Below are 13,099 nucleotides of genomic sequence, written 5' to 3'. Positions count from 1 at the left end.
AATCAATCGTCACCTTGACGCAACCTCTGCGTGACCCCATGGTCGTAATTGCAGCAATTGACCGGACAAAGGCTTCCCATGAGTGAAGATGCGCAAGATGTCGTTCTGATCGTAGAGGACGACGAATCCATTATGTTTGTGCTGGGCGAGTACCTGGCCGGCCTGGGTTATCGGGTATTGAAGGCCGTCGATGGGGAGCAGGCCTTCGAAATCCTCGCAACCAAGCCGCACCTGGACCTTATGGTGACCGACTACCGCCTGCCTGGTGGGATTTCCGGGGTGCAGATCGCCGAACCCGCGATGAAGCTGCGACCCGAGCTGAAAGTGATCTTCATCAGCGGTTACCCGCAGGAAATCCTCGACTGCAACAGCCCCATCACGCGCAACGCGCCGATCCTGGCCAAGCCGTTCGACCTGGATACGCTGCAAGCGCATATCCAGCGGTTGTTGGCTTAAGGGCACGGCGCGCGCCGCGCATTTCAGTGGTTAATGGGACAGTTTCTGCACGTTCGCATTGAGCACACTGGCGGGTGTAAACGCGAATTGCCAGCCCTGCTTTCCATCGAACCCGTCGAGGAACGCTTGAAGGCCTTTACCGTTGGCTTTATCGAGGTGGTATACCGTCATCCCGCCGCTGACCTGCGGTGGGTTGCCATGGCGGATCATTGCCACGTCCAAGTCCGGACTATTGGTGTTGAACAGAAATAATTCATTGTGTTTGGTCTTCTGAACATAAACCGTGTGGCCGAAATCCCCACCGTCATTGGCATGCTTGAAGTTGATAAGCCCGGACTCCTTGATGTCGGCGGCGTTGAAAGTGGTTTTCAAGTTGTCGGGTTTGATGCCCATGATGTCCAGGTAACTTGGCGAATAATTGGTGGCCGCCAAGGTATCCATCCTAGCCAGAACAGCGTCATACACCTTGGTTGAGAGTGTTCTCTCGGCTTGCCCTACGCGCAGGGCCGCCCTGTAACAGATCAAACCCTTGTTGGCCGGATGGGTATGAAGTACCTCCCAGTTCTTTTTCAACTCAAGGTGGGAGAGGCTACGGGGCACTCCGGAGGGGATAATCGGGTCTTCATACAGCGTTTTGAAGTCTGCTGAGAACACACTGTTCCTGGCCTGCCAGGCATCGTCATGATCGAAGACCTTGAACTCCAGCTTATTGGCGTCTGTGCTGTGCGTTTTATAGTGCGGCCCCAGTTTTTTGTCATGAAAAACCTTTTTCAGGCCCGCTTCCATTGCGTCTGCGCTGGGAAAGGTGGCGACGCCGAGATTCGGGTCATAAAAGTAAAAGTTCTTTTGCCCGTTTTCGATTCGGACGCCGGCCGCCATTGCATGGTTGGGCGAGTCAATCATGAGGGATTTTGATGCGGTTGCCGCATCCAATTCCTTGACCATGTTTTGATAGGACACCTGTCGAATGGGCATGCCCGCATGGAAAGACGTTTCACCGCCGACCTGAGCCTGAAGCTTGCGTAACCTCTCGATAAATCTGCGAGAAGCCGGATCAGCCGGGAAGGCAGCAGCGGTATACAGGTTTTTGATCAGGGTTTTTTCCTTGCCGTGCGCCATGGCGGTTGCCATGGCGCGCGAAAGGGCGGCGCACTGCCCGTCTGACAATTGCGCGGTCTGACTGAAATACACCACTTGAGGCACAGGCACGACGTTACCGAATCGGGGCTCTATCCTGTTTATAAACCGCGTGGACCTGCTCTTGCCGACTCCGTAGGCGATGTCATCGTAGCGTCGGACGAGAACCCCTATCTGTTCCGCTGTCATGCCCCGTTTAGTGGCCAGACGCATAATGTCTTCAATGGATGAGGTGCTGGAGAGTTTCTCAACGATCTTCGGGTCACCCAACGTGTAGCCATCGTCAAACCTGGTTTTTTCTGGGCCGCTGCGATATTCACCGACAACGCGCTTCCAATTGTTGACCATGGCCTCATCGATACGCCTGGTGGGGTCCGATGCTCTTGTCCACGCTCCGAAATGATCCACCTCGATGCGTGCCGCCGGTAAAAAGTCCTTCAGTGGCGAACCATAGGGCTGTTGCGTAATGGGGTTATAGGCGTACCACTTGTCTTGTTTTAGAACCGCTGGACCCTCTATGAAGTCGTTGTTGAACTTGAATGTGCCATAAGACGAAGCGTCGACGTTTTTACCGGCCTTGAGCAGTTCGTAACTGTCAGTGCTGCCGGCCAAGAGTTTGTAACCGCCGACAGCGCCTTTTTGCAGGCCTTTGAGGGGGAGGGCCACCAGATTTGCGAAGGCGTCGAGGGGGTTGAGCGTAGACATCGCTGTTCGCCCGAATACTTTCGTAAGCCTGCCCAGCGTATTCAGGGATGACACCCCCGCTTGCACGCCCTTGGCGGCTTTGGCGGCAGCGCCCAGACCGACCATGAAACCGAAGGCATCAAATGCCAAGTCGACGATTCCCGCACCAATGTCCCCGGCCTGGAAGCTTTTGATCGCTGGATATAACGGAAGAAAGTTCACGACGAAAGCGCTGGCATGCTTGTACCAAGGCAGCCGCGTATCGAAGGTAGTCTGGCCCCTGGCTTGATTTTCGAATGAGCGTATATCCGCGTGGCTCACCAGTGCATCGGCAATGTAGGCGGTACGGTCACTGTTGAAACTGTTGGGGATACTGTCGGAGGCGGTTTCATCCTTGACTGTCGCTGCGTGGTTTTTCTTGGGCAGTACCCTTGGGTATTCAGAAACTGAAAAACCCGCTCGGTATGGCGCCACCATCGCTCCCGGAACCACGTTTTTCAAATCATCGCGCCGACTGAGCGTATTTTTTTCCAGGTTGATCTCATATACGGTAACAACGCCCTGGCGTTCGGTCCGGATCAGCAGGCCGGTGCGGTTGGTCAACGTGCGTCTTTTGGTTTCTCCGTAATTGTCAGTGCTTACCTGCACCTGTTTGAAGGTTTCAAGCGTGCCTTGCTCAATATTTTTACGCGCTTCGAGTGGCAGGGTGGCGATCAGGTGCTTCACCTGTGCACCCATTGCCTTCTCCATCTGCGCGGCATAAACCGCAAACGCTTTGGCGAATACGACATTGATATCGGGCAGGTCCTTTACAACGTTCAGGCGGTTAATGGGCACGCTGGGGTCGTTGGACGTCCAGCCCCGGCCAAGTGCCCCGGTGAATCCCCCGTTCATGTAAATATCCACGACCGAATGCGGGCCTACGTCATCTCGGCCCTTAGCCACCGCCTCAAGGCTTTGCTTTTCAAAGTCGATGCCTTCACCGAATGCCTTTTTCAAGGCCCCGAGCGCCAATGCGCGACGCGCCGGCATTTCACGGGAGAACGCCTGAGACCCTGCGCTCAACTCTTCAAGTTGTGCGTTGTAGGCCGTGCGTACGCTGTCCATCTGGAGCGCGGCGTACTCATCCTTGGCGTTGGCGGTGATGACGCCATTGGCAATGCCCCAATCCATGAGCGCAGCCTGTTGCGCTGAGGCCGCGACCATTCGATCTTCAACGGTAATGGGTGCCCGTTCCGCAAGAGTGATCACTTGCGCATACGTCATAAGCGCAGTCGACCCCGGTGCCTTGGCTTCCAGGCGTGCCACTGCGACCTCAAGGCTGACCCAGGAGTGGGAGCCGCAGGTGACGCCGGCGGGAATGTCCTTCACCAGGTAAGCCGGCGCCCGGCGTGATAACAACAAGTAAGCGGCCACAGGAGCCAGTTCCGCAGTGGCTTTTTGCTTGTCCTCTAGATGATCGGACAGCGCCGTGACAACCGTTGAAGGGTGTTTGCCGACGTGCTCGGAATGCGCCAGGTCGAAACCGGCAACCTTATTACGACTGGGGGCGCCGGAGCGGTCCAGCAAGGTTTCCTGGTCCAGGGACAATTGCAGGGCCGTCAACAGCCAATCGGCAACACTGGTTTCGCTCGAGAGGCCTGCGAATTTGGCTTCAAGTGACGTGCCCACCCGCTGCCCTTCAGTCGAGTTGATGATGCTCTCGATAACCCTGCGGGGCTGGGCCAGCGTCGATCGATCCAGGACCAACTTGCTGGTCAATTGCCTGAATAGGCCGTATTTGGCGCCTGGCAGCATCGCAAGCGGTTGGTAACTGCTCAGCTGATCTTGATGGCTCGGTGGTAGCGGCCAGGACAGTGCGCCGCCCAGATTGCCATGCGGCGGCGACAGGGGGGCGGCGGCAGTGGTGCTTGTGGCGAGGTTGCGCAACTCTGCCAGGGTGGTTGGCATCATCCAACCGTTGTCTTCTATAAATCGCTTGAGGCTGGCACTGCCTGCTGCCGCTAAACCCTGGTCGCGATAGTAGGGCGAGTGTGGATCGATAGGCAGAGTGATGACGCCCAGAAGCTGTTCCAGATCGTTTTTTACCCTGGCCTTGAATTGATCGGGACTAATATAACCCACAGAACCGGGCGGTAATTGCGCCTTCTCCTGAGCATCCAGGTACAACGGCACAAATGCGGCCAATACCCGATTAATGATCTGGTTGCTGAATGTGTGCCGGTTATTGACGTCGGCCATCTGAGTCTTTTGGTGTTCGAGCGCATCGCCGTGGTTCAAGTGTGCGCTGCCTGCGAAAACGTTCTGCTGCTCCAACTGCGCAGCACGGTCGTTCGCAGCATCAACGGTTGTTGGCAGGGCTTCGCCGTAAAACGCCGCCACCTCCTTCACCTGCGCCATGTCGCCCCTGGGCGCGACGATGTAGGTTTGACCGTTCGCCAGAACAGCCGCTGCCTGCATGATGAGGGACCAAGACAAAGGCAATGCGTGGCTCCTGTCCCCGACGAAACTGCCGAAATACTTGGACGTCACCGACTGGCTCCGCGCACCAGCAAGAGGCTTGACCCTGAGCGCGGCGAAACCCGGGGTATTGCCTTGCGGCGGGAACAATGAGATGGGTTTTGAAAGGTCGATCCGATTTTTCTGGGCCCAGTCCTTGAGGTCCGGGGACTGGAGGAGGGCGCTTAGCTGTTGGCGCCATTGCCCGAACGTCGAATCAGGCGGAATCGGCCCAATCGGCTGATCGCCGATAGACCAGGGCTTATCACTGTGAGTGCGCAAGCTATTGACATACAGCTCGGCCAGTTGACGGTCACCATCAACGCTTGGCGGCTGTACAGAGGCGTCGGTTTGCAGAGCCGACAGCGACAGGCGCGGTGCTTGGATAAGCGGGGGGGCAAGAGGGACAAAATGGGCAAGCGACGGCGTGGAGAGGTGTGCAGACAGGGTCATCAGTGCGTTCTCAGTCGGGACTGTCGAATAGGTTCGCAGCGTCGTTCTGCGAGGGTTTCCTACCTGTTCGTGTACCGAAGGAACTAAATGATTCCACGATTACCCTGCCGACCAATTACCAAGTAATGCAGGACGGGTGACAGTTGCTTGTCAGTGATCCGTCATGTCGACTGACTGCTTGATCATCTCCCGGACCTTCGCCGTCAACAGATCAAAGGTGAACGGCTTGGTGATCAACTGCATCCCGGGATCAAGGAAACCGCCACGCACCACCGCATGCTCGGCGTACCCGGTGATGAACAGCACCTTGAGATCCGGGCGGATCTGCCGGCCGATTTCCGCCAGTTGGCGGCCATTCATGCCGGGCAGGCCAACGTCGCTGATCATCAAGTCAATACGTTGCTCCGACTCGATGATCGGCACCGCCGTGTTGGCGTCACCCGCTTCGACATAGCCATAACCCAACTCTTTGAGTACCGCGCTGACCAGCACACGCACGGCGGGGTCGTCCTCGACAATCAGCACCGTTTCCCCCGCATTGGCGCAAGGCAGAAGCGCTGGGTCAGCCGCCACCTCGGCGGCGACGTCGCCGATGAACCGTGGCAGAAACAGACTGACCGTCGTGCCTTTGCCCACTTCGCTATGGATGATCACATGGCCACGCGACTGGCGGGCAAACCCGTAGATCATCGATAAACCCAGCCCCGTGCCCTGGCCGATGGGCTTGGTCGTGAAAAATGGGTCGAACACGCGGCCGATCACACTTTCCGAAATGCCACAGCCCGTGTCGCTGACGCGCAGTTCAACGTAGTCACCAGGCAGCAGGGTGCCGTAGGCGGCGGTGAATACACTATTGAGGTGGCGGTTAGTGGTCTCCACGGTCAGGCGGCCACCGTTGGGCATCGCGTCACGGGCATTGATCACTAGGTTGAGCAGGGCGTTTTCCAACTGATTGGGGTCGGCCTCGGCGGTCCACGGCTCGTGGGTGAGTTGCATGTCCAGCGTGACACTTTCGTTGATGCTGCGTTTGAGCAGCTCACCCATCGAGGTCACCAGATGGTTGATCTCCACGGGCTTGGGGTCAAGTGATTGCCGGCGCGAAAACGCTAGCAGCCGATGGGTAAGGCTCGCCGCACGGTTAGCGGAGGTCACGCCCAGATCGATGAGGCTGTCCAGGTCGTCCAATTTGCCCCGGGAAATACGCCTTCGCAGCATTTCCAGGCTGCCGATGATCCCAGTCAACATGTTGTTGAAGTCGTGCGCGATACCGCCGGTGAGTTGGCCAACGGCTTCCATTTTCTGGGATTGGCGCAGGGCTTCCTCGTTGCTTCGCAGCTGCAGGGTGCGTTCTTCGACCTGCTGCTCCAGGGTTGCCAACGTACGTTGCAGGCGCAGTTCGCTCTCACTTAAGTCAACCAGGCGGTCGCGCGCATCATACTGCCGGCGCCGGCTGCGCACGGCAGTAGTGACCAGGCTGATCAGTGTGGAGGGGTGAAACGGTCTTTCCAGAAAGGTCACGTTGCCAAGCAAATTGCTCAGGTGAGACGAGCCGCTTTGCTCCTTGCCGCCATGGTGAGTCATCAGCACGATGGGCAAATCGGACCAGGGCGGCTGGCGACGCAGGCATTCAAGCAACGCATTGAGGTCAACACCACGCAAGGCTTCGACGGCCACGATCAGCAGGCCGGCGCCTTGCTCCAGCGCCTCGCACAGTCGTGGCAAGTCGCTGGCAATCAGGCTGCCATACCCCGCTTCTTTAAGCATCATTGACGCAATTACGCTATCACGTCCCATCGGCGCAAGAATGATTGCTCGCTCGGATACCGGTAACTGCGTACTCACTCTGACGGGTCCGCGAGCAGCGGGGCTTCAGTCCCCATGTAAGTCGGCACCCCGCGCAATACGCCCTGGAACGACTCGAGTGGGTCACCAACAGCCACACCGCCCGCGCCGATGCGGTACTCACGGATGGTCGACTCGTGGGTACCGGTACGTTTCTTGATCACGGAAATAGCCCGTCGGACTTTGCCGAGTGCCTCGAAGTAACGCAACAGGATCACCGTGTCTGCCAAGTAAGTAAGGTCGACGGGCGCCTGCATGTCACCGACCAGGCCGTGCTGGGCAACGGTCATGAAGGTCGCGGCACCGCGCCGGTTGAGGTAAAGCAACAGTTCGTGCATGTGTAGGATCAGCGAGTTCTCTTCCGGCATGGCGGCCTGGAAACCGTTGACGCTGTCGATCACCACCGTCTTGATGCCGCGCTCGTCCACGCAGCGCCGCACACGGTGAGAAAACTCGCCCGGTGACAGCTCGGCGGCATCCACCTGCTCAATGAAAAGATTGCCGGTTGCCTGCAGTGCTGGAAGATCGATGTTCAACTGCCGCATGCGTTCGAATAGCAGGCTGAGTTCTTCATCGAAAATAAACAGCGCGGCTTTCTCTCCACGCGACACGGCGGCAGCAGCGAACAGGATCGAAATCAGCGACTTGCCAGTGCCGGCTGGGCCCAGGATCAACGTGCTGGAGCCGGTCTCGATACCGCCACCCAGCAATGCATCCAATTCGCCAATGCCGCTGGTGAGTGTTTGACGGACATAGCCGGCGCGATGTTCGGCGGCCACCAGTCGCGGGAATACGTGGATGCCATCGCCGGCGATGGTGAAGTCATGAAAGCCACCGCGGTATTTTTGCCCACGGTATTTAACCACGCGCACGCGACGCCGCTCGGCACCGTAGACGGGTGTCAGCTCTTCCAAGCGGATAACGCCATGGGCAACGCTGTGTACGGTTTTATCCAGCGCCTCGGTGGTCAAGTCATCCAGCAACAGGACCGTGGCGTCATAGCGCACAAAGTAGTGCTTAATCGCCAGGATTTGCCGGCGGTAGCGCAGCGAACTCTGCGCCAGCAAGCGGATCTCCGACAAACTGTCGATCACCACGCGGGTCGGCTTGACCCGTTCCACCGCTTCGAAGATCTGCCGGGTCGCTTCGCCCAATTCCAGGTCGGACGAATACAACAGACTTTGCTGGTGATCAGTGTCGAGAAAGCTCTCGGGCGGCGTCAGCTCGAATATGTGGATGTTGTCATCGAGGTCCCAGCCATGGGACTTGGCGCCCTGGCGTAACTCGCGCTCGGTTTCCGAGAGTGTGATGTACAAGGATCGCTCGCCGCATTTGGCGCCGTCCTGAAGAAAGTGGAGGGCGACGGTGGTTTTGCCTGTCCCAGGCTCACCCTCAAGCAGGAACAAATGGCGGCGAGACAAACCGCCGGCAAGAATGTCGTCGAGACCGACGATACCGGTGGCTGCTTTGTCACTTGATAGCGCGTTGGATGTAGACAAGAAGTGCCCTCAGGTCACATACGAGTAGAGGTGCGCGGTCGTTCGAACGCGCCATATTCTCTTGACCGTTGTGTATTCCGGGGGTTCAACCGTTTCAGGAGGTTTGTGCGGTGCATCAGCGTTCAGAACACTTTGCTGAAGCGCTATAGACCCTGTTGCAGTGCCGGATCGTCGGGATTCTGCTGTTCCAGTTGCGCGAGCAGCACTTGTACGTTCTGGAGCTGACCGCTTTCCTTCCAATAGTTGACCAGCAAAACCCGGGCTTTGCGATTGGCGGGGTGGCGTTGAATGATCTCTTCCAGTTGTCGCTGGGCGGCTTCCAGTTCCTGCTGGGCGTGCAGGGTAGTAGCGAGGTCGTAGCGGTAATCCTGATTGCCCGGTTCCAATTCCACCGCTTTGGACAGACCCAGCAGGGCATAGGGGCGCTCGCCATGGTGCAGCAGCCACATCCCCAGCGCGTGTTGCAGATACGCTGATTCCGGGTGCGCCGTCAATTGGCGCGCCAGTAACTGCCGGGACTCGTCGGTCTTGCCCTGTTTGTCCAGCAGCTCGATCTGCGCCACCACGGCTTGCAGGTTGTCTGGCTGCAGTCGCATCGCCTGTGCCAGCGCATTTTGGGCTTGCGGCAACAGTGCGCTGTGAATGTACAGGCGCGCCAGTTGAATCCAGCCTTCGGCCGTTTCGGGTTGGGCCTTGAGCGCTTTCACAAACTCATCCAGCACCTGCTGCAAAGGCCCGAAGTACAGGCCCAGGGTGTCGGGGGACAGGCCCAACAGGGCGTTGGCGGCGGTGAATCGTACAGCTTGTTCGGGATCATCCAGTACCGGGCCGAGTAACAGCGTGCGCTGGCCGGTGGGCACCAGGCCGACAATGCTATGGATGGCCGCCTCGCGGACCAGCGCCGATTCGCTGCTCAGGTCTTTGTCTGCAAGCTTCAAGGCATGAGGGCTAGGGTAATTGGGCAGTTCGGCGTGCAACGCCGCGCGGCGCTCGGGCGACAGGTCCGTCCGGCCGAGTTGCTGATACAGCACACGGGCGGCGCCGGGCTCACCGTTGCGCGCCTGTTTCAGGGCTTTGGAGTAACCATGGGCAATCGCAGCCGGTACGGCCACCGGGGTGGAACGGGAGAAATACCAGATCAGCACAATCGACAATAGGGCGCACAGGCCGATGATGGAGTAACGGCGAGACTTTGACATGCAGGCGTCCGAAAGCAAGGCAGGAATGCAAAGCCGTCAGCTTCGGTCAGAGCATGGCGGGTGTCAAACCCGGGAGAAGCTTGCGCCCCATCGCATGTTGATCGGCGGGGGCGATGACTGGCCAAAACAGTCAGGTAGCTTGAAGGTTTTGACCATTGCCGCAGTGGCGCTCCAGAGCGACTATTCCGACAATTCGGACCGTTCAAGGAAACAATAATGCAGATTGAAAATAAGATCTTCCTGGTCAGCGGCGGCGCTTCTGGCCTCGGTGCGGCTACCGCTGAGATGCTCATTGCCGCCGGTGCCAAAGTGATGCTGGTGGACCTCAACGCCGACGCGGTGGCGGCCAAGGCCCAGCAGCTCGGCGAGAACGCCCGCAGTGCAGTGGCGGATATCAGCCAGGAAGCGGCTGCCGAAGCCGCCGTGCAGGCCACGGTTGCAGCGTTTGGCGGTTTGCATGGGCTGGTGAACTGCGCCGGAGTGGTGCGTGGCGAAAAAATCCTCGGCAAAAACGGCCCCCATGGGCTGGCAAGTTTTGCCCAAGTGATCAACGTCAACCTGATCGGCAGCTTCAACCTGCTGCGCCTGGCGGCTGCGGCCATTGCTGATACCGAGGCGAATGCCGATGGCGAGCGCGGTGTGATCATCAATACCGCTTCCGTGGCCGCATTCGACGGGCAGATCGGCCAGGCAGCCTACGCCGCCTCCAAAGGCGCTATTGCCAGCCTGACGTTGCCTGCCGCACGTGAGCTGGCGCGCTTTGGCATTCGCGTGATGACCATCGCCCCCGGCATTTTCGAAACACCGATGATGGCCGGCATGACGCCCGAAGTGCGCGACTCCCTGGCTGCCGGCGTGCCTTTTCCGCCACGCCTGGGCAAACCCGCCGAATACGCCGCGCTGGTGCGGCACATCATTGAAAACAGCATGCTCAATGGCGAGGTGATCCGTCTCGACGGCGCCTTGCGCATGGCTGCCAAGTAAGGAGCATTCCCCATGACTGATCCCATTGTTATTGTCAGCGCCGTGCGCACGCCCATGGGCGGGTTCCAGGGCGACCTCAAGGGCCTGACCGCGCCGCAGCTGGGTTCCGCCGCGATTCGTGCCGCCGTTGAGCGCGGCGGTATCGCCAGCGACGCCGTGGATGAAGTGTTGTTTGGCTGCGTGCTGCCCGCAGGCCTCGGCCAGGCGCCCGCACGCCAGGCCGCATTGGGTGCCGGGCTGGACAAGGGCACCCGTTGCACCACCCTCAACAAGATGTGCGGCTCGGGCATGGAAGCGACGATCCTGGCCCATGATTCGCTGCTGGCCGGCAGCGTCGACGTGGTCATTGCCGGCGGCATGGAAAGCATGTCCAACGCGCCGTACCTGCTGGACCGTGCGCGTAGCGGCTACCGCATGGGCCACGGTCGTGTACTTGACCATATGTTCCTCGACGGCCTCGAGGACGCCTACGACAAGGGGTGTCTGATGGGCTCCTTCGCCGAAGATTGCGCCCTGCATAACGGTTTCACCCGGGAGGCCCAGGACGCGTTCGCGATTGCCTCGCTAACACGTGCGCAACAGGCGATCACCCATGGCAGCTTTGCTGCGGAGATCGTCCCGGTGCAAGTCACCGTGGGCAAAGAGCAGAAAACCATCCTGCATGACGAACAGCCGCCCAAGGCCAAACTGGACAAGATCAGTAGCCTCAAACCGGCGTTCCGCGAAGGAGGCACCGTGACGGCGGCCAATTCCAGCTCGATTTCCGATGGCGCGGCGGCGCTGCTGCTGATGCGCCAGTCCGACGCTGAGAAACGCGGCCTGAAGCCTCTGGCAGTGATCCATGGGCATGCGGCATTTGCCGATGAGCCGGGGCTGTTTCCGGTGGCGCCGGTGGGGGCGATTCGCAAGCTGATGACCAAGACCGGCTGGAGCCTGGATGAAATCGACCTGTTCGAGATCAACGAAGCCTTTGCCGTGGTCAGCCTGGTGACCATGAGCAAGCTGGAAATCCCCCACGCCAAGGTCAACATCCACGGTGGCGCGTGCGCCCTGGGCCATCCGATCGGCGCCTCAGGGGCGCGGATTTTAGTAACGCTGCTCTCGGCACTGCGCCAGAACGGCCTCAAGCGCGGCGTCGCCGCCATTTGCATCGGCGGTGGTGAAGCCACAGCCATGGCCGTCGAATGCCTGTACTAAGGACTTATCATCATGCTGGCGAATGAAGAACAACGACAGATCAGCGACGCGGCCCGGCAATTTGCCCAGGAGCGCCTGAAACCCTTTGCTGCCGAATGGGACCGCGAGCACCGTTTTCCCAAGGAGGCCATCAGTGAAATGGCCGCACTCGGCTTTTTCGGCATGCTGGTGCCGGAGCAGTGGGGCGGATGCGACACCGGTTACCTGGCTTACGCCATGGCGCTGGAAGAAATCGCCGCAGGCGACGGTGCCTGCTCGACCATCATGAGCGTGCACAACTCAGTCGGTTGCGTACCGATCCTGAAATTCGGCAACGAGGAGCAGAAAGAGCGATTCCTCAAACCCCTCGTCAGCGGCGCGATGCTCGGCGCCTTTGCGCTGACCGAACCCCAGGCCGGCTCCGATGCCAGCAGCCTGAAAACCCGCGCGCGCCTGGACGGCGACCATTACGTGCTGAACGGCTGCAAACAATTCATCACGTCCGGGCAGAACGCCGGTGTGGTGATTGTGTTTGCCGTGACCGACCCGGCTGCCGGCAAGCGCGGGATCAGCGCGTTTATCGTGCCGACCGACTCGCCGGGCTACAGCGTGGCGCGGGTCGAAGACAAGCTCGGCCAGCATGCGTCTGACACCTGCCAGATCCTCTTTGAAGACCTGAAGGTGCCGGTCGCCAATCGGTTGGGTGAGGAGGGCGAAGGCTACAAGATTGCCCTCGCCAACCTCGAAGGTGGCCGCGTGGGTATCGCCTCGCAAGCGGTCGGCATGGCGCGCGCGGCGTTCGAAGCGGCCCGCGACTATGCCCGCGAGCGCGAAAGCTTCGGCAAACCGATCATCGAACATCAAGCCGTGGCCTTTCGCCTGGCCGACATGGCCACTCAAATCGCAGTTGCCCGGCAGATGGTGCATTACGCCGCCGCCCTGCGTGACAGCGGCAAGCCAGCACTGGTGGAAGCCTCGATGGCCAAGCTGTTTGCCTCGGAAATGGCCGAAAAAGTCTGCTCGGCCGCCTTGCAAACCCTCGGCGGTTACGGTTACCTGAGCGACTTCCCACTGGAGCGGATCTACCGCGATGTGCGGGTCTGTCAGATTTACGAAGGCACCAGCGATATTCAGCGCATGGTCATCTCACGCAATCTTTAAGGAGCCGAT

8 protein-coding genes are annotated in these 13,099 nt (G+C 59.3%); 4 read left to right on the top strand and 4 right to left on the bottom strand.

The window, feature by feature from the left end; all coding sequences use genetic code 11:
• The first annotated feature begins 78 nt into the window (after window positions 1-78).
• Entirely contained in the window at window positions 79-456 is a 378-nt protein-coding gene (locus AACY44_RS09815; RefSeq protein WP_339416288.1) for a response regulator, read from the top strand.
• 30 nt (window positions 457-486) lie between these two features.
• On the opposite strand, the gene AACY44_RS09810 is transcribed toward AACY44_RS09815, so the two are convergent.
• From AACY44_RS09810 to AACY44_RS09795, 4 genes are all read right to left on the bottom strand, one after another.
• Window positions 487-5,229 (bottom strand): hypothetical protein, encoded by a 4,743-nt coding sequence (locus AACY44_RS09810; RefSeq protein ID WP_339530155.1) that lies wholly within the window; start codon window positions 5,227-5,229, stop codon window positions 487-489.
• A 150-nt stretch (window positions 5,230-5,379) separates the two neighbouring features.
• Window positions 5,380-7,023, bottom strand: a complete 1,644-nt coding sequence (locus tag AACY44_RS09805) for a response regulator (protein ID WP_445261115.1) — start codon at window positions 7,021-7,023, stop codon at window positions 5,380-5,382.
• 44 nt (window positions 7,024-7,067) lie between these two features.
• Window positions 7,068-8,570: an ATPase domain-containing protein gene (locus AACY44_RS09800; RefSeq protein WP_339416293.1), complete on the bottom strand. Its 1,503-nt coding sequence runs from the start codon at window positions 8,568-8,570 to the stop codon at window positions 7,068-7,070.
• Between the two features lie 143 nt (window positions 8,571-8,713).
• On the bottom strand, window positions 8,714-9,769 hold the full coding sequence (locus AACY44_RS09795) for a tetratricopeptide repeat protein (protein WP_339416295.1): 1,056 nt from the start codon (window positions 9,767-9,769) through the stop codon (window positions 8,714-8,716).
• 216 nt (window positions 9,770-9,985) lie between these two features.
• Between AACY44_RS09795 and AACY44_RS09790 the strand changes: the two genes are divergently transcribed.
• From AACY44_RS09790 to AACY44_RS09780, 3 genes are read left to right on the top strand one after another with little or no spacing between them, the layout of a single operon-like run.
• Entirely contained in the window at window positions 9,986-10,753 is a 768-nt protein-coding gene (locus tag AACY44_RS09790; protein WP_339436355.1) for an SDR family NAD(P)-dependent oxidoreductase, read from the top strand.
• Window positions 10,754-10,765: 12 nt separating this feature from the next.
• Complete coding sequence (locus AACY44_RS09785) at window positions 10,766-11,950, top strand: acetyl-CoA C-acyltransferase (protein WP_339416298.1); 1,185 nt, start codon at window positions 10,766-10,768, stop codon at window positions 11,948-11,950.
• Window positions 11,951-11,962: 12 nt separating this feature from the next.
• Window positions 11,963-13,090: an acyl-CoA dehydrogenase gene (locus AACY44_RS09780; RefSeq protein WP_339530152.1), complete on the top strand. Its 1,128-nt coding sequence runs from the start codon at window positions 11,963-11,965 to the stop codon at window positions 13,088-13,090.
• The last annotated feature ends 9 nt before the right edge of the window (window positions 13,091-13,099 follow it).

The sequence above is a fragment of the Pseudomonas sp. RA_15y_Pfl1_P11 genome, from assembly GCF_963970975.1.
GTDB classification, from domain to species: Bacteria; Pseudomonadota; Gammaproteobacteria; order Pseudomonadales; family Pseudomonadaceae; genus Aquipseudomonas; species Aquipseudomonas tritici.
Note: the sequence above shows the minus strand (reverse complement) of the source record. Positions and strands in the feature narration are given on the sequence as shown.

Coding starts and splice junctions, on each gene's coding strand:
- AACY44_RS09810 (WP_339530155.1), bottom strand. CDS start 5,229: ATGACCCTGTCTGCACACCTCTCCACGCCGTCGCTTGCCCATTTTGTC.
- AACY44_RS09795 (WP_339416295.1), bottom strand. CDS start 9,769: ATGTCAAAGTCTCGCCGTTACTCCATCATCGGCCTGTGCGCCCTATTG.
- AACY44_RS09790 (WP_339436355.1), top strand. CDS start 9,986: ATGCAGATTGAAAATAAGATCTTCCTGGTCAGCGGCGGCGCTTCTGGC.
- AACY44_RS09780 (WP_339530152.1), top strand. CDS start 11,963: ATGCTGGCGAATGAAGAACAACGACAGATCAGCGACGCGGCCCGGCAA.
- AACY44_RS09805 (WP_445261115.1), bottom strand. CDS start 7,023: ATGGGACGTGATAGCGTAATTGCGTCAATGATGCTTAAAGAAGCGGGG.
- AACY44_RS09815 (WP_339416288.1), top strand. CDS start 79: ATGAGTGAAGATGCGCAAGATGTCGTTCTGATCGTAGAGGACGACGAA.
- AACY44_RS09785 (WP_339416298.1), top strand. CDS start 10,766: ATGACTGATCCCATTGTTATTGTCAGCGCCGTGCGCACGCCCATGGGC.